Source organism: Pedobacter sp. GW460-11-11-14-TSB4, from assembly GCF_059423705.1.
Genome location: NZ_JBWKYI010000006.1, coordinates 43,121 through 61,422, shown reverse-complemented (window position 1 = coordinate 61,422; position 18,302 = coordinate 43,121). Strand labels below are relative to the sequence as shown.

The window sequence follows — 18,302 nt, the reverse complement described above, 5'->3', positions numbered from 1 at the left end:
ACATGAAAAAGACATATAATTTTCTCATCCTGGTTCTTACGGTCGCGTTTTTGGCAGGCTGTAAAAAAGGTGATGATACGTATTACAATTTTGAACCGGTAACCATCAATTACAAGGGCACGGCACTGGATTATCTGAAAACCCAACCTGGTGTTTTTGATTCCCTTATGCTCGTGGTTAACCGCTTCCCTGCTTTAAGTGATAGTTTAAAGGTTAGTAACCTGACCATTTTTGGCGTAACCAATAAAAGTTTTGAGTATGCAGTGAAAGGATTAAACAGGGAGCGGGCATTTCAAAAGAAAACCCCGCTTTATTTGAGCTCGATAGATGGCCCCACCTTGGATACAATCATTTATAGGTACATTCTGAAAACGCCATTAACCAGCGATTATGTTAAGACCCAGTCCAATGGAGTGAATCAATCTGCAATGAAGTATGCCTACGATATGCATGTACAATATGGCAACCTGAACGCTTCGGGATTAGTTGGAAACGGCGAACAGCAGCTGATTTTTTCAGACATGAACAATTCGGCAGTCGCTTCAAACTGGGTTAATGCGAATACTGCTGTCATCAACGTAAAAACGCAGAATGCGATCATCCACGTGCTCAATACCGACCATGTTTTTGGTTTTAATCAATTTTTGTTAAAGTTTAATAAATAGCCATGAATAATAGATTTCACCGCTGCGAATACTGGATAATGATTGTGTTAACCAGCAGTATCCTGTTCGGTTGCACAAAATATTTACCTGATAATACCGATGCTTTTGCTAATGATAGCCGCTTTACGCAGACGGTATATCAACCAATCCTGGGCCGAAACAATCTGTTTGCCAATAATTTTAATGCGGGGAGTTCGACCCAGCCGCTAGACTTTGAAATCGTTAATCTTCGCCGTACCGCCGATGGCTCGCCGGCGCCCGAACTCACCAATAATTACCCGGTAAAAATATGGACCCAGGCTTATACAGGTACTGAAAAAACGATTGCCGAAATTGACAGTAAAAGAACGATACAGAACCAGCCTTTATTTTCCGTACGTAAACATAACGGTGAGTTTCTAATGTGGGCGGGTGCGCAGTCGGGCATAGTAAGGGCACAACCCGATTCGGGCTATGTTTTTGATGTTAAAGTGAGTAATACCGGAGGCAGTAAATATTTTAGGAACTTACGCCTTATACCGCAAAGAGAGCGGGCTTATGAGCCTTCTAACTACGATCCGGTTAATGGAATTGCGGCAAATTCATATGTTAACCCGCTTTCTATTAACAATGTAATCGGGCAGAACACCAAACTGGATATTCCACTGAAAGATGTACGGATATTTTTCTATAAAAATCCAAACGCAACCACTACAGGAGGAAAAACATTGACTTTCCGTTTCTATGATGCGGGCTTTAATGTAATTGATCCCAATAAATTTAACCAGACCGTATGGGCTACGCTTGTACACGGTTTCAATATGGAAAAAACCTCAGCTTATGTAAAGTATGATGTGGCCTATCCGATTCCTCTGGTAACCTTTCAAACGCCTTATACCAATGTAGCCGGAACCCAGGCCCACACTGTTTTTAGCTATGACCGGCTTAATTCCGGCGGATTCCGCGAAAGCTCATCAATTGTTTTCGATTTCGCAATCTACGAAGAAGGCAACTGGGAAATTATTATGGTCTTTTCTGGCGATACGCCATTGTTTAATTAATCACGCTAACCGACGCTGGAATTATGAAGAAAATATTTACCCTCATTATTATACTCGGATTGATTGTCCTCAATCACAGTGTTTTTGCGCAAAGCATTACCATATCCGGAACAGTACTGGAGCAGCCGAAAAACTTAAGTATCCCTTCTGTTAATATTTATATCAAAAGCGGAGCAACTTTAAAGGCTGTCGGTATTACAGATAATAAAGGGCACTTTATCGTCAAAGTTGCAGACGGAACAGATCTTTTATTTCGTTGTGTCGGCTACCAGGATGTTACCCAAAAAGCACATGCCCGTAAGGAAATGATTGTTTATATGCAGGAAAAGGTAAATAATATGAACGAAGTAGTGGTGGTAGTGGGCTATCAGGAAAAAAGAAAGGAGCTGTCTACGGGATCTATTAAAACCTTAACGGCCAAAGATATTCAAGATGTGCCGGCGGCTAATATTGTAGAGCTGCTCCAGGGAAAGGTGGCCGGTTTAAACATTCAAAATAATAATGGTACACCGGGCATGATGGGGACCATTGCCCTGCGTGGTATATCAAATATAAATGTAGTGGGCAGCGGGAGCAACGCTTATCTAACGCCCAGTTCACCACTTTTTGTTGTTGATGGCATTCCGGTGGATATGACCACAGGTGCGAGATACGGATTTGATCAGGCCGGGCCAGGGATCAGCCCGCTGGCGCTGATTCCAACCGAAGACATTGCCGAAATGCTGGTTTTGAAGGATGCACAAGCAACCTCACTTTATGGTTCGAGGGGAGCCTATGGCGTCATTATTATCAACACGAAGCGGGGTAAATCGGCAATTCCAATTATCAGTTATTCAGGTAAGTTTTTCGTGAGTACCGTGCCGGGGCTGCGCACTGTTATCGGTGGGATTAGCGAACGTGCCATGCGTATCAACCAGGTGATGAAATTCGATACGGCCTATTATCATGCGCTTAATACGGTCAATTCTACCCCTTTTCTGGCCGACAGCTTGAATGCTTACTATAATAACTCCACCGATTGGCAGAGTTATTTCTACCGCACGACTTATAATCAAAGTCATGACCTTACCATGTCTGGTGGTTCTACGGTGTTTAACTACAAAGTAGCTACCTCCTTATTTGATCAGAAAGGGATTATTGAAAATACCGGCTTCACACGCTATAATCTATCTATGAACATGCAATATCAACCGTCCAACAAATTCACGATGGTTGCATATATCAATAATTCGCTGACGAAAAACAGCAAGGGAAGTGGCAATGCACTTGTACAAAGAGGTGTTGCGACAGCCGGCAATACATCTTCACTTTTGCCGGCACCTTCCCTGTATACCGCCAGCAATTCTGCACTAGCCGCGGCAACTGTGGATGATGCTTCCAAGATTGCGGGCATTAACACCAATCTGCAGTTAACTTATCGGCCGCTCACCGGGCTTTCGGTTTCCAGTCAGTTCAGTTATAATTACAACGATCAGACAGAAAATACTTTCAGCCCGGCTATTTTAAATAACAATAATAATAGGGTTTACGCCTTTAGCGCTCAAAACTCTTCTCTGTATTCCCGAAGCAGTTTTCAATATGTTTACCGCTTACATGACGCGCATGAATTCAGTGTATTTGGCTTTACTGAATTATCGATAGGTAAATCCAGGTATAATATCATTAACTACAGCGGTACACCAAACGACCAGATTCAGGGGCCTATAGGATATAATTACCTTTTGTCAGGCACCTCATCGTCCTATACCCCAGATAACCGGTCGCTGGGATATTCAGGAGCATTCTCATATAATTATAAGAAAAAATATGTGCTGGATGTGAATTACCGGATTGATGGTACTTCGACCAATGGCACCGACAATCCCTGGAAAAAGAATCCTGCAGGCGGTATAAAGTGGAACTTTAACTATGAAGATTTCATGAAAGACCTGACCTGGTTAGATTTCGGTTCAGTTAGGGCCAGTTGGGGGCGAACAATTGTTCCATCAGGTACAATTTATGATGTTTACGGAAAATACCTGTCCTCAGGGAGTTATAATAATGTCAGTACGGTATCGCTTGACCTGACGACTATTCCAAATACCGCTTTAGTGCCCAGCCGTTCAACACAACTGGATTATGGTCTTGATCTTGGCCTTATGAAGGGGAAATATTCGCTGACTTTTGATTATTATTATAAACAAAGTGATTTCCAGCTAAGTACCAGGAACCTTGCTAACCATAATGTTTTTACGAATATCAGTACCAATGAAACCAGCGTAGTTACCAAGGGTTACGAATTGGATTTAAGCTTTAGGCCATTAAATTCCGAAAGTAAGTGGAAATGGACTTTTTCCGTTAATGGATCAATCATAAGGGATTACCTAGCTGCGCTGCCAGATGAGGTACGCCAAATTATTACCAATGGCGGCGATCTGGGACAACCCATAGTAAACCGTTTGGGATCTAATTCGCTGTCTAATTTTTTGCTTAACTACAATGGTGTTTACAGTACAGATAAGGATGTGCCGGTAGATCCATTGACCGGCCTCCGTTACCGTGTTGGCGGAACCGCCAGTAAGGGCAGTTATTTCAGGGCGGGCGATCCGATCTGGACCGATTTGAATGGTGATTACATTCTGGATAACAATGATTTTGTAATTACCGGCAATTCGCAGCCAAGGTTTGTTGGCGGGTTTAGTTCTTATCTGCAGTATAAACAATTTTCTATGAACATCTCCATGTCGTATACCATTGGCAGGGATGTACTCAATAACGCCACTGCCAGCTTATTTCAAAACTATTCAAACCCACTAAGCCAGAATGCACTGGTGCCGATTTCGCAATATAATTTTTGGACTAGTCCTGGTGATGTAGCAACTTATCCAAACCCGTTTGACTACACCAGAAGCGCGCTGGTCAGGCCGTTTCAATATATACAAACACTGTTTCAGGAGGACGGATCCTATTTGAAAATCAACAGCATTACCTTGTCATATAACCTAAATCCGGCTTTTAGTAAAAAGTTCGGCATTACCTCCTGCAGGGTCTACGCTACCGGAAGCAACATCGCCACTTTCAGCAATTACAGCGGTCCAAGTGCTGAGCGTGTAGACGGATTGGGCAGGGATAATTCGGGTGGTTATCCGCTGAGCCGGAACTTTACATTTGGTTTAAACATTCAATTCTAACGGATATGAAAAAAGTAATTTGTCTGATCATTATTATACTCTTGTGCACAGGGCTGGAAGGTTGTAAGAAATTTTTGAACGTGGTGCCAATTGACAACCTTTCCGGGAATAATTTCTGGGAAACGAAAGCGGATGTTGAAGCTTTTACCGGCGGCATATATAACCTGCTTCGTAATGCGACAATGCGCGATAGCCGTTTTTTTGTCGCCACAGGCGACCTGCGCTGTGCTCCGGCCAATATAACCTCCGAACATTCTTCCGAATTATATGTGAGCTATCTTAGAAAGAACGATTTAAAAGGATTGCTTTCCAATACAAAATATCTCAAACCTACTGATACCTTTTGGGCAATCACCTTATGGACAAACTTTTTTAATGTTGTTCAAAATGCGAATATATTGTATGATCAGGTTGAGAAAATGCCGGAGTCGGTGCTTTCTGCTGAGGATAAAAAGAGTTATCAGGCAGAGGCCGTTTTCCTGCGCTGCATCAGTTATTTCTTTATGGTTCGCGTATTTGGCAATGTTCCTTATTATACGAATGCGTTTAATTCAGAAGCATTACCCCGCACCAATATGATAACGGTGCTTAAAAACTGCAATGATGAATTAGCTGCAGTTAAAAATGACCTGCCCTGGACTTATGCAGATATAGCAAAGGTTGCCGTACGTGCCATGCGGGGCAGTGTTATCGCCCTGATGATGCATATTAACATGTGGGAAGCTGGATTTGATCAGGCCAATCAGCTCGGATATTATACCACCGTTGCTGCACTTGGCGAAGAAATCATGACGCAGAGCGGTGGCGCTTATCAATTGTTGCCTTTGATCAATACATATGATATTTTCCGCGGAAATTCTAAAGAAGGATTATTTGAAATCGTTCAGCAAGCCAATTCCGCTGAACAGTTCCTGCCGAATGCCGTATATTCCAACTACGTACTGCTCAAACCCTATCAGCCTTTCTTAACTTCGACGATTTGGTATGATGCAGCCTTTATGGCCAGGGTATACCCGACCAATGTAACGGATAACCGGAAAACGCAATGGTTCGATGCAAACCTTTACGCTGCTGACGGAACCCAGCAGATGCTCAAGTTTGTAAATATTAAACAAGGTCCATCCACAGGTTCCCTTCAGGTAGGGAACCAGGTGGTCTTTAGATACGCCGATGTGGTACTGCTTCGTGCCGAAGCGCTGGCTAATCTGGGCCGCGATAACGACGCACTGCCGGTATTAAATCTGATAAGGCAAAGGGCCGGGGCACCGGATATTGCATCAAACGGAGATGCGCTGAAAAGCGATATCTACTACGAGCGTGTTCGCGAACTGATGGGAGAAGGCCATTACTTCTATGATCTGGTCAGAACCCGTAAGGCGATAGATGGTAATTTTACTTTTTCACCAATCACCGCTGACGGCTTTGCCCGTGGCGCATGGACCTGGCCGATAGATGTAACGGCTACGGCCAATAACCCCTTCATGACCCTTAATCAATATTGGAACTAAAAGAAATTCATATGAAGAAATATATCATTTATATCCCCGTTTTTCTGTTGATCGCTATAGTTGCCGTTTCTTCCTGCAAAAACAACAATTATTATATCGATTCAGGAGTAGGCAAAGCACAATATGAAGGCACCATTCTGACCTATCTGGCTGACAAACCAGCTTACTTTGATACGCTGTCGCGTGTTATTACGCTGGCCGGAATGCAGGATGTTTTTTCCAGGGATACGATCACCTTTTTTGCGCCACCAAGTTCTTGTATCTATAAGGCAGTTAAAAACCTCAATAAATACCTTTATGGCCGGGGGCAGGATACTGTAAAGCAACTCAATCAGATAGATCCGAAAGTATGGAAGGATATGTTATCGCTTTATATCGTAAAAGGGAAGTATTTACTTAAGGATATTCCGCAACTGGATACTACCCAGTTAAGTACTTTTGGCGGCCAGGGTTATATTAGCAACGGGGGCAGGCCAATGAATATCGGTGTTTTGTACAACGATGTAAACGGAGTAAAATATGCCGGATACCGTCAATTATACTATTCGTATATCACCGATTTTACCAATAAGATAGGTTCAATGGTCAATGTCCCGGTGGCATCTTCCGATATTCAGCCATATAACGGGGTGGTACATGTGCTGGTTTATCAAAGGCACGTATTTGGATTTCAAACCAACAATTTTATTCTGCAGGCCATTGCGGCTGGTATTAAGCCGCCATTGTAAACTGTAAGAGATAACCTAATGAATAAAAATATGAGAAAGCAACTAAAATATCCATTTTTCTTAACGGCAATTCTGATCAGCTCGCTGTTGGCAACTTGTAAGAAGTCAGCCATTATTGGTGAGGATCCCTATGCCGGAGGGAAGGCACCCTTAGGTGTAACTTTTGGAACCGCTTCACCATCACCTGCCTCAGGACCCGCAGGTAGCACCGTGGTTTTTCAGGTAAAAGGCTTGCTAAAATATGGGAGTAATTTCGACTTCTTGATCAGTAATCAAAAAACAACAATACTCAATGTAACCGATACCACCATAACGATTAAGGTTCCTACCGATATCAGTTCTGGAATATCTTCTATAAAGTTAGGCGGACAGGTGTTTTTCGGTCCGAGGTTTGCCATTACCGGAAATATTTCCATTGATGCAGGTTTTGGTGCCGGCAATGGCACTGATGGGCCGATTTATTCAGCTTATGAGTTCAATCAGGGCTATATGATACTGGGCTCATTTCTGCGCTATGAAGGATCATACTATCCGGGGATTGCCTTCGTGAACTCCCTGGGAGGCATCGGAAACTTGAATACGAGAGATGGAATGAATTTAGGCGGTTCACTTTTAAGCGTGGCACGTTTAGCAAGCGGGAAGTTTATCATTGCCGGAAATTATAACCTTTATTACAGAAAAGGCGGTATTGGTAATATTACCCGTATAAATTCAGACGGGTCTTTAGATGCAGTAACGGTCAATGTAATTAATCAGATACCCGAAATACCAAGTAACGGACTCGATACCGTTCCGGCGTTTAACGGTGCTTTCCGTGGTCAGCAAACCATCATCAAAACATTCGTAACCTCAGACAATAAAGTAATTGCAGTGGGTAATATCAATTCTTATACTACGATCGATTATACTAAATCTACGCGGCTGTCCAGGGCTTATACCTTTAAAAACATATTCACCGTGGCCCGTATGAATGAAAATGGTATACTGGATGAAACCTATAATTATGGCCCGACGAGTACCGGTGCCAATGCGCTGGTGAATGATGCCTTTATGCAGACTGACGGCAAAATTGTACTTGTTGGGAATTTTACAAAATTTAATGGTGTAAACGCCAATTATATTGTCAGGTTAGACAAAAACGGCCAGCCTGATGCCACTTACCAGACCGGGACAGGCGCCAATGGCAACATCAATACAGTCCAATACAATTCTACTTCGCGCAGGATCATGGTGACTGGCAATTTTACTACTTTCAATAACAAAGCCTGCCCGGGAATTGCCATGCTCATGGAGGACGGATCGCTTGATGCCAATTTTAAGTTCGGCGATGTCACCGGAGGGAATGTCAATTTTGCCCGATCGCTCAAGAACGGAAAGGTACTTGTTGCCGGAACGTTCGATCAGTATAATGGTGTATCGCGGCCTGGATTTTTATTACTCAATGCAGATGGTTCAGCGTTACAGACCTTTAATCACCTGGGTACTTTCTCCGGGCAGATCCAGCAGGTAATAGAAACGACTTCTACTATTGGTGCACCGGCGATTATCCTGTTGGGGTATATCCGGAAATTCGATGATAAAAACGTGAATAATATCGTTAAGGTGGAAATTAAAAATTAAAGATGATGAAAACTTCATATCAAAATTCGGCCGCATTAATGTTTAGATACATGACCTGTATCTGCAGTGCCGTACTGATGGTCTCCGTTCTATTGGCTTCATGCAAAAATGAAAACTTTCCGAATTTGCTCAAGTCAGAGTATGGCGGGACCCCAGCCAGCTATGGCCATGCCAAAGTGCTTTACATTATCATTGATGGTGCACGGGGCAATGCCATAAAAGCGATTACACCACCCAATTTATATAAGTTGACAACAAACGCACTTTATACCTATAACGCATTGGTGAATAATGGCACACAAACGGTAACCAATGCCAATTCCTGGGCAAATCAAATGACCGGGGTTGAAGGGGCAAAACATTTTGTGACTTCGGAAGACTTTGCGGGTAATAACCTAAGCAACTATCCTTCATTTATAACTTTGTTAAAAAAAACGAATAGTTCTTATAAAACCGCGGCATTTAGTGCTTCAGCAGCGTTTGCCGATCACTTTACGCAAGCGGCCGACATCCGTGAAACATTTGAAAACAACGATGGTAATGTTAAATCGGCAGTGGTGGCAGCATTAAAGAATGATAACCCGGATCTGGTATTGGCTCAATTCCATTCCGTGGAAACGGTGGCTGCTACCGTTGGTTATGAAAGCACCACGACGGCCTATGTCAATGCCATCAATCAGGTGGATGCGTATATCGGTGAAATTATGACCGCCCTGCAGAGCCGCCCTAATTATAACGCTGAAAATTGGCTGGTGGTGATCACCTCAAATAAGGGAGGGAAAGTGGCTGTTAATCTGCCGCCAAATTCGACAATTTATGATGATGCGATCCGGAATATATTCACGATCTATTACAGTTCAAAGTTCGCGACCAAGTATCTTCCACAGCCTGCTACAACCGCGGTAACCTTTGATAGTTATGCCGTACGCTATACCTATGCGAATAATAACTTTGTTAATGCAACGCTGGGCGATGTGAATCTGTACAATTTAGGAACCAATTTTTCTACAACGATCCAGTTCCTCATCAAAAACAGCTTTACGGGAAGTGCCGGTTATCCGACCGTGCTATCAAAACGGGCCGCCGATTTTAACGGATCAGCAGGCTGGATCATTTTTCTCAAAGGAAATGGTTATACGGTAAATACCTCTATTTCAGACGAGATCGCCGGTGGAAATGTAAGCGATAACCAATGGCATGTCATTACTGTTACGATGAGCCGATTGAATGGGGTAGCTACTGTAAAAACCTATACCGATGGTAAATTCAATAGTTCCGGAACCCGCACAACCTCTGAATCCATCGATAATGTGAGCCCTTTGCGTATCGGACGCATACCAACAAATGGCGATGCGAATCCGAATTTATTGATTTCAAACTTACAGATCTACAATGTGGCTATGCCGGATGCAGATATCACGAGGCTATCCTGCCAAACAAACATAACGGAAGCGCATCCTTATTATAAAAATCTGATCGGATACTGGCCTGGAGATGAATCAAGCGGGCTGGTGCTGAAAGAACGTACGGGAACTTATGGCACGACCGCAAATTTTAAGCTTAGCGGCCCTTATGTGTGGAATGAATTTAGCAATTACAGTGCAAATCTTTGTCCGCCCGTAACAGATGCCTTTTATCATGTCGTACCCAATGCGGTAGATGTTCCCTATCAGATCATGCAGTGGCTGGGTGTCAATATCGACGTTAGCTGGCAGCTTAGCGGCAGAGCGTTTTCACCGGTGTATTCAAATGTTAACCCCTAAAAATGATTCGTATGCAGTTTTTAAATCATAAACGGCGAATTAATCGCACAATCAAACCCATCGCCATCATCATGATCGGCCTGGTGACGGTATTTACTGCTTGTAAAAAAGGTGATAAGACTTTTGAAAATGGTTATGATGATTATTCCGGTAATCAGCCATCCGACTATTTTAAGAATGATTCACTTGGCGTTGACAAGAGTTTCTATGGACGTGCCCGGATTTTCCCAGGGCTGGTTAGTGATGCCCAGCGACGAATAGCAGATACAGTTATTACCTTAAACATGAAATATAGCTATGTTCCGGCCGCTACGCTGGGCGTAAATGCGGTACCGCAACCGATCTTCAGTACGGGTCTTTATGCGGCGCCTGGTGAGCTCATTGAGATCGATGTTCCCGAAAATATCCTTGGCCTAAACGTATATGTAGGTTCGCATCTCGATAATTTGACCGGACAGACCTCGACACGGCGCGACGCATTGATCAGTACGGTCAAAGCCCTGTTTCCTGGCGTTAATACGGTCCGCAATCTTTACGGTGGGTATATTTGGATTAAAGCCGCAAACAGTATCGCCAATCCGGTAACTTTTCATTTCAAAAGGGTGGTGGCAACGAGCGACTACATCTTAGGAACAACAACTGATGTTGCTGCCTGGCAACGCAAGGTAATGGCCTCGGGGGTTCCCTGGCTTGAACTCCGCTCGCAACATGTGGCTTTGTCTGTTTCGCGCGATTGGGTTTTGCAGGGAATCCAGAACGGCACGCTTAACAATATTGATCAAACGATGGCGGAATGGGACAAGGTTATGGTAGAAGACTATTATAAATGGTTAGGATGGACCGTCGGAAATGCCGATGCAACGCATCGTGCACCCGAACTTCCCGAACGAGCCGTAATGGATGTACAAATAGCAGGCAACTCGTTGATTCATAATGGTCAGCCGATTATGGCATTAACCTCTGCTAATATTTTCGACGAATGGGCTAACTACACCACATTATCATCTGGAAATTCTGTGATTACCAACCATGAATTGGGGAGAAATTATAAAATGTCCGCACCAAACTTTTGGTGGAAGTCTGTAGCAGAAAGTGAAACGGTGCAGAATTTTAACTTAATGAAAACAGCATCTCGAAACAATTTGCCTTTTCCCGCCCTGGCGTCTTTAGGCCCTAATAGCCTGAGCACAGTTGGGCCGGTTGCTTTGGCTTTTGCTAACCGCCCGGCAGGAAAATATATGGATAATGATCCGACCCTGGCAGGTGTAGGTACAACGTTCAGGTTGATGATGTTTCTTCAGATTTTCGCAAAATCTGTTAATCCGGCAACTGGTGAAAATGGATTAGGCTTAATTCCATATGTGACTGCCAGGGCACAAACCATCAATAACTGGTCAGTCGATGATCAGACCAAGCGAAATTTCTTTTTTACAGCGCTTTGTGATTATACCCAAAAAGATTATTCAAACTTTTTTGATGCCTGGGGCATCCCACTTAGTACGATCACCCGGGGTAATGTTCAGCAAAAATATCCGCTGTTGGCAGACCCCATCTGGACCTACGATCCGATTAAACAAGTATATGTGACAGATAACTACCCGGTCAGGACAAAACGTATTTACACCAACCGCAGTAACTGGATTATTACCGCAAGCGATAACGCTTCCCAGGAGGGATCAATTGCCGCCATGATAGACGGTATTCCGGAGACCTATTGGCATGCCTGTTATTCGGGTTGTACACCTTTGGCCAGTCCAGCCCCTGTTCCCCATGTGATCAATATCGACATGGGCAGCGTTTCCAAAATAAGCGGGTGTTTCATGGCCTCGCGCATGAGTGGCAGGCAGGTAACGCAGTTTGTGTTTTCTTACAGCAACGACAATATTAATTTCACTACTGTAGGCACTTTTCCGATGCTGAAAATAAACTACAATCAGGAGTTTACTTTCGCAACTGCTGTAAACGCCAGGTATGTCCGTTTTACAATAGATAAAAACAGTTATGACAACACGGCCTTCTCTGCTGTTGCAGAATTAGGAACATTTTATGATGGTAATTAATGCATTACGGCAATTAATCAAAGACATATGAACATGCAAAAAAAAATAAGGCTTAGCATTGTGGCTGCCGTGTTGCTGTTGGGCGCTTGTACGAAATACAATAATCCGGCTGCTAATTTTGAGTTGGACAAGAAAACATCCGATTCTGCTATTGTAAAAAAGGTTTTATTAATCAATATTGATGCCGCTCCAGGCTCGGAGGTTAAGGCCGTTATGCCAGCCACCATTGCATCCTTGCTGCCGAACAGTAAATATTCGTGGACTGGACTAAGCGATTTGCGTACGAATGATGCAACAACCTGGGCAAGTATGGCAACCGGTGTCAATATAGGGAAACATCAAATTACTGATGCCACATTCCAACCGACCAGAGATCCAAATAACCCTTCAATCAGCGCATCGTTTTATCCGACGTTTTTTTTTCGGATCCTGCAGTTAAGACCGCTATATAAGACCCTGTCGATCAGTAGCTGGTCTGCGCTGAATAGCAATCTAATGATCCATTCGGATGCGCAGATCACTCCCGCCAATGATAAAGCCGTTAAAGATTCGGCTGTTGTACATTTACAGAATGACAACCAGATTTTGACCGTTGTCGACTTTCGTGAGGTGGAAGCGGCGGGCCTGAATTCTGGTTTCTCGGCGACGAACCCTGAGTTTGCTAATGCCTTAAAAACAACGGATGGTTATATCGGCGAATTACTTGCAGCACTGAAAAAGCGCAAATCTTATAATAAAGAAAACTGGCTGATTATTATCACTTCAAATCACGGTGCAACAGGTAAAACTTTTGGTGGCTCTTCCGATCCGGAAAGAAACCTGTTCACATTATTTTACAATACGAAATATAAAGGCCTGGAACTAAAGGGGAAAACATTGAACTCACCCAGGTTTAAAAGTGATGTATCAGCCACACTTACAGGCGATCCAACCGGTCTTTATAACATCGGCAGCGGCTCCATGACCGTACAAATGAAAATGAAACTGAATCCTTTTTCCGATGGTACTTATAATGCCGGCGGTAGCTTTTACTTTATGTTAGGAAAAATGACGAATGGCGGTAAACGTGGATTTGGTTTGTTCAGGCAACGGCTGGCTTTATCGGTATATATGACCGATGATTCAAATCATGCCACCCAGCTGGATGTATCCAATACGCTAACTGATGGTTTGTGGCATTCAGTAATCATTACCATGACCACCGACCTTGCCAAACTCACACGGACCATTAAGCTCTATATGGATGGCGCCTTAACAGGATCACTGACAGACATTAGTCTGGGGACCGTTGCCACAATAACAGATACTTCTCCGTTGCAAATTGGCGGGAATAATGCTACTGATTTCAATCTGACTGACCTGCGAATTTACAAACGCATACTCAGCGATGGCGAGATCGCTAATGATGCCTGTTCGCTTGGCAATCCAAATTTAAACGGGTTAACAGGCTACTGGCCATTAACAGATGGTGGCACCACCCTGGCCAATGGCATTTCGGGCAATCCGGATTTTAAAGTAACGGGTCCGATTGCCTATTCTGTTACGGCAAATTCATTAAGGTGTAACCTGGGTGCAGATAACGTAAGTGTACAGAACGTCACGATCGCTCCACAGATATTTTACTGGCTGGGTATACCGATCGACCCTACCTGGGGATTAGAGGGTAGTATCTTTTTGTCAAATTTTGAAACAGAGTTGCAATAATTCAGACCTGACCAGTATACTGATTAGCAAAAATAATTTAGATTTTAAACAGCCGCTATTATTGTACACATGACCATATCTTCCATTCAAAGCAACCATTTCAGGAATCGCATATTTTGCCTTTTACCTATTTTAATATTTTTCGGGCTGCTAAATATTAACAGCCCGGCTTTTTCCCAAATCAATGATCATATATTTCCGCCCGCAGACGCCGCTAAAAAATTCATCAGTTTTGATGCTAAAGGTTTCCTGTTAAACGGAAAACGTACTTTCCTGGTTTCGGCAGGCATGGAGTATGCCCGTATCCCTCACGAACTTTGGTATGATCGCCTCCTTCGCTTGAAAAGAGGTGGCTTTAATTGTGTCGAAGTTTATACGTTTTGGAATTTTCATGAGCCCTTTGAAGGAAAGTTTGACTTTGCGGGAGACCGTGATCTCGAAAATTTTTTAAAAATATGTAAACAGCTTGACTTGTATGCCATTGTGCGGGTAGGGCCTTATTACTGTGGTGAGTGGGATAGTGGCGGTTATCCGATATGGCTACGTTTTAAGGATAACCTGCAAGTGCGTTCTCCAAATGCACCTTTCGAAAAATATATGGATCGGTTTCTTGATCATTTGATGCCTATCGTCAGCCGTCAGCAAATCCATCTTGGCGGCCCGGTTATATTGGTCCAACTGGAAAATGAGCATCCTTTATCCTGGGGAACCAATATACCGAATACCTATTTTAAACATCTGCAGGAAAAAGCATTAGCATTGGGCCTGCAGGTACCGTATTTTTTCAGCGGTCTCAATCATGGTGGCGACCCGGCCGGAAATAAGGTTTCACTGGACGACCCCAAACGACCAAGCCCTTGGTTTACCACCGAATTCTGGAGTGTTTGGTATGATCGTTATGGTTCTACTAAAGCCGACGCAGATACTTTTGGCAGACGAACCTGGAAAATTATTGCCCGCGGTGGCAATGGTTATAATTACTATATGGCCCATGGCGGTACCAATTTCGATTACAGCTTCAGTCACGAAGATGCGGCCTGTTATGATTATGGCGCTGCTGTAGGCCAAACCGGCGATTTGAGGCCTATTTATTATCAGTTTAAACGAAATGGTCTCTTTGCACGTAGTTTTGAACAGATCCTGGAGAACAGTACGGCCGGCCAGGTTCAACAACTCAAGGGTATTGGCAGCAGTTATACGATCAACTCACGCATAAGCACTGCGGGTACCATTTCATTTATCGACAATTATGGTAAAGGGATATTGCCTTATTCAGGTCAGGGACTGGTTGGTGCTAAAGGAAATTTTACAATCAATCTGGAGCCGGGTGAGATTTTGCCGGTTGTCCAAAATTTCAATCTGACAGACAAGGTAACCTTGCTGGGTGCCTATACACGGGTGCTGGGTATCGCCCGGAATGGAAAAACCACTACGCTTGTCGTATATGGTCGCCCAGGCTCACAAGGCTCCTTAAGTTTGCGCATAACAGGCCAAACCAAAAGTGTTGGCCACTTAAAACACCTTTCCAATGGAAAATTACATAATCTTCAGTTAAGCTATGGCAAAGATGCACCGCTTGTGCAGGATTTAATTACTGGTGGGCAAACGCTGCGCATATTGGCACTGAGCACCGAACTGGCAGACCGTTCGTGGTTTGTAGAAGAAAAAAAACAGCAATTTGTGGTGGTTGGGCCGGAATATGTAGCTGATTTTCATATTTCAACCAATCAAGCCATCACGCTAAACACCGAGTATTTCTGGAAGGAAAATAAAAAATTCCCGGTTTGGGTATTCGGCGATCAATTAAAAAAACATATCGTTCCCTCCAGAAATCTGATCTCCAGACCAAATGCAGTGCTTAATAATAACTGGTTAGCAAAATCGGCTTCAGCAGCAGCCTTACCTGATTTTGATGATCGCGAATGGCTGGCAAGCGATAAACCCCTTGAAATGGGAGCCGATAAAGATATTTCTGCCAATGCCTGGTACAGAACCCATATTAAAATCCAAAAAAGTGGCCGCTACAAACTCAACATCAGTAGCGGTGTTGGTCGCTACATTGTGTTCGTTGATGGTAAACGTGTTACAGCTGGTTATAGTGATCAACTTCAGTTTGATGTCGAAACCGGTGACCATATGCTTGCGATTTATGCCGCGCACGATGGCCGGGATAAGCTTTATAACTTTATTGGTTATCTCAGTGAGGTTGACAAGAAAGGCATTGCGGGCGAAGTCATTATGCATCGGGGGGCACCCGGACTCGTTGATAACTGGAAGATGGTTAAACTTGCCGGCGAACGCCATGACGAAAACCAGCCTGTTCCTGATTTTACAAATGCCGAAAGCTATAAAATTGGAGCTGATCCCTTCGGCCAAAAAGCCGGCTTCGCCTGGTTTCAGGCCATAATCCCTATAAAAGATGGTCGTGTGCCGACAGAATTCCGGTTTCGGAGTGTTGATGACAAGGCCGTTGTGTTTATTAACGGTAAGCCCGTAGCCCGGGCAGATGACTGGAATAAACCTTTTACAGCGGTTTATCAGGATGACGGTACCAATAAACCGATTGTGCTTTCCGTGTTCCTGGAGAACCATTATGGGGCCGGTGGCATCGATAAGCCGGTGGAAATTATTTATAATGATGACCTCAAATTAAAGGGTTGGAAAATGAAAGGCGGTCCTGGTGATATGCTTTCTGCTGATGGATGGTCAGTAATCGGATCAACAGAAAAATTTAACCGTCCTTACTTTTATAAAAATACTTTCCGGCTGGAAAAAACAAAGCCCAATAACCATCCCATGTGGCGCATTTCTTTTGAAGGATTAAGCCATGGGTTTATCTTTATTAATGGTCATAACATAGGAGGTTATCCGGAACGTGTACCCATTAACGGTCTTTATATCCCCGAATGCTGGTTGAAAGCAGGCGATAATACGGTAATTATTTATGATCAATATGGTAACCGGCCAGATGCTGTACGTATTACACCGGAAAGTGCCGCCAGCCGGGAAACCGCTACCATCAGGATCAAGTGACGTTTGTGAAAAAAATAATCTCCCTGACAAATGAAAATGTAAATGTGGTAGTTATGCAGTGGTGGTTGGTGATCTCGATGTGGTGGTGCTGGATATCAATAATAGAATTATTTTTTCGGACTGCATCTTGTTGATTGTCAGAAAAATGAATGTTAACGGCTAAAAAAGTCTCTATTTTTTTAAATAATTTTAAATCCTTTTTTTGGATTTGGGAAAAAGAATACTACATTTGCAATCCCAAAAGGGGGTGCCATAGCTCAGTCGGTAGAGCAAAGGACTGAAAATCCTTGTGTCCCTGGTTCGAATCCAGGTGGCACCACTTATAAAACAAAAGCCTTACAGAAATGTAAGGCTTTTTTGGTTTTTGAGTATGTTTATTTAGGTCTCTACATGATATTCATTGTGTTTTTCGGCTATTTCTTTAACCTTATCTAAAGCTTTTGGCCAGGTTTTTTCGAAATAATCTCTCCACTCATCGTTAATATCCATATCAATAAGGAGTTCTGTTTTGCCATCTTTTTCACTGAGGGTATAATTTTCCAGTGTTTCGCCCCAATCCCCGCTTAAGTCTTCCTTACCATCTTTTATTTCGCCCAGGTGTTGGATAGACATGTACCGGTTAGGGATATTTTCTTTAATAACCGCTACCATTCCATCTCCATTATTACCCAGAAACAAGGCCTTGCTTCCTTTTTTCCAATCTGTTTCTACTCGCGATCCTTCCATAAAAGCAGCTGTCCACTTAGGGTAGGTTTCCACGCCAAAAAGCGCATCCCAAACTTTTTCCGCTGTGGCGTTAATTGTGGTTTTAAATTCGATCTTTTTCATGGTTCTTAGATTTTTAAATCAAATAATTAAGTATAACAAATTTGCAGCGAATTTGATTGACTTAAGCGGTGCAAAGGCGACAATATGTGGGGGCAAAAGGACTATGACCCTGACATTGGTTTAATCTAATTATGTTAAAATTTATTAAATATCTCAGCGAAAAGTAATTTAATCGGTAGATTT

General features: G+C 43.2%; 11 protein-coding genes and 1 tRNA gene. 11 read left to right on the top strand and 1 reads right to left on the bottom strand.

The annotated features are described in order from the left end of the window. Nucleotides 1-2: 2 nt before the first annotated feature. The 11 genes from AC07YT_RS08070 (at nt 3) to AC07YT_RS08020 (ending at nt 17,610) form a co-directional block, all read left to right on the top strand. Nucleotides 3-665 carry a hypothetical protein gene (locus tag AC07YT_RS08070; RefSeq protein WP_086545093.1) on the top strand — a complete coding sequence of 221 codons (663 nt, stop codon included), beginning with the start codon at nt 3-5 and terminating at the stop codon, nt 663-665. A gap of 2 nt (nt 666-667) precedes the next feature. Next, complete coding sequence (locus tag AC07YT_RS08065) at nt 668-1,705, top strand: DUF5007 domain-containing protein (RefSeq protein ID WP_145954200.1); 1,038 nt, start codon at nt 668-670, stop codon at nt 1,703-1,705. A gap of 23 nt (nt 1,706-1,728) precedes the next feature. After that, the gene (locus AC07YT_RS08060; protein WP_086545094.1) at nt 1,729-4,875 is read left to right on the top strand and encodes a SusC/RagA family TonB-linked outer membrane protein; all 3,147 of its coding nucleotides are present in this window, start codon (nt 1,729-1,731) and stop codon (nt 4,873-4,875) included. Nucleotides 4,876-4,880: 5 nt separating this feature from the next. After that, entirely contained in the window at nt 4,881-6,383 is a 1,503-nt protein-coding gene (locus AC07YT_RS08055; RefSeq protein WP_086545095.1) for a RagB/SusD family nutrient uptake outer membrane protein, read from the top strand. 11 nt (nt 6,384-6,394) lie between these two features. Then, nucleotides 6,395-7,111: a fasciclin domain-containing protein gene (locus tag AC07YT_RS08050; RefSeq protein ID WP_086545096.1), complete on the top strand. Its 717-nt coding sequence runs from the start codon at nt 6,395-6,397 to the stop codon at nt 7,109-7,111. Nucleotides 7,112-7,141: 30 nt separating this feature from the next. After that, the gene (locus tag AC07YT_RS08045; RefSeq protein ID WP_494945265.1) at nt 7,142-8,731 is read left to right on the top strand and encodes a DUF5008 domain-containing protein; all 1,590 of its coding nucleotides are present in this window, start codon (nt 7,142-7,144) and stop codon (nt 8,729-8,731) included. 2 nt (nt 8,732-8,733) lie between these two features. Further along, on the top strand, nt 8,734-10,494 hold the full coding sequence (locus AC07YT_RS08040) for a DUF4983 domain-containing protein (RefSeq protein ID WP_086545098.1): 1,761 nt from the start codon (nt 8,734-8,736) through the stop codon (nt 10,492-10,494). 71 nt (nt 10,495-10,565) lie between these two features. Then, a complete protein-coding gene (locus tag AC07YT_RS08035; protein ID WP_494945264.1) occupies nt 10,566-12,554 on the top strand; it encodes a discoidin domain-containing protein in 1,989 nt (662 codons plus the stop codon). A gap of 33 nt (nt 12,555-12,587) precedes the next feature. Continuing rightward, entirely contained in the window at nt 12,588-14,258 is a 1,671-nt protein-coding gene (locus AC07YT_RS08030) for a LamG-like jellyroll fold domain-containing protein (protein ID WP_494945263.1), read from the top strand. Between the two features lie 69 nt (nt 14,259-14,327). Next, a complete protein-coding gene (locus AC07YT_RS08025; RefSeq protein WP_086545101.1) occupies nt 14,328-17,291 on the top strand; it encodes a beta-galactosidase in 2,964 nt (987 codons plus the stop codon). A gap of 246 nt (nt 17,292-17,537) precedes the next feature. Continuing rightward, a tRNA-Phe gene (locus AC07YT_RS08020) sits at nt 17,538-17,610 on the top strand. Between the two features lie 59 nt (nt 17,611-17,669). Here AC07YT_RS08020 and AC07YT_RS08015 read toward each other — a convergent pair. Continuing rightward, nucleotides 17,670-18,119: an SRPBCC family protein gene (locus AC07YT_RS08015; protein ID WP_086545102.1), complete on the bottom strand. Its 450-nt coding sequence runs from the start codon at nt 18,117-18,119 to the stop codon at nt 17,670-17,672. Nucleotides 18,120-18,302: the final 183 nt, after the last annotated feature.

Excerpts from the sequence above, each read along its gene's own strand:
- AC07YT_RS08070 (WP_086545093.1), top strand. The coding sequence starts at position 3 with ATGAAAAAGACATATAATTTTCTCATCCTGGTTCTTACGGTCGCGTTT.
- AC07YT_RS08065 (WP_145954200.1), top strand. The coding sequence starts at position 668 with ATGAATAATAGATTTCACCGCTGCGAATACTGGATAATGATTGTGTTA.
- AC07YT_RS08060 (WP_086545094.1), top strand. The coding sequence starts at position 1,729 with ATGAAGAAAATATTTACCCTCATTATTATACTCGGATTGATTGTCCTC.
- AC07YT_RS08055 (WP_086545095.1), top strand. The coding sequence starts at position 4,881 with ATGAAAAAAGTAATTTGTCTGATCATTATTATACTCTTGTGCACAGGG.
- AC07YT_RS08050 (WP_086545096.1), top strand. The coding sequence starts at position 6,395 with ATGAAGAAATATATCATTTATATCCCCGTTTTTCTGTTGATCGCTATA.
- AC07YT_RS08045 (WP_494945265.1), top strand. The coding sequence starts at position 7,142 with ATGAGAAAGCAACTAAAATATCCATTTTTCTTAACGGCAATTCTGATC.
- AC07YT_RS08040 (WP_086545098.1), top strand. The coding sequence starts at position 8,734 with ATGATGAAAACTTCATATCAAAATTCGGCCGCATTAATGTTTAGATAC.
- AC07YT_RS08035 (WP_494945264.1), top strand. The coding sequence starts at position 10,566 with ATGATCGGCCTGGTGACGGTATTTACTGCTTGTAAAAAAGGTGATAAG.
- AC07YT_RS08030 (WP_494945263.1), top strand. The coding sequence starts at position 12,588 with ATGCAAAAAAAAATAAGGCTTAGCATTGTGGCTGCCGTGTTGCTGTTG.
- AC07YT_RS08025 (WP_086545101.1), top strand. The coding sequence starts at position 14,328 with ATGACCATATCTTCCATTCAAAGCAACCATTTCAGGAATCGCATATTT.
- AC07YT_RS08015 (WP_086545102.1), bottom strand. The coding sequence starts at position 18,119 with ATGAAAAAGATCGAATTTAAAACCACAATTAACGCCACAGCGGAAAAA.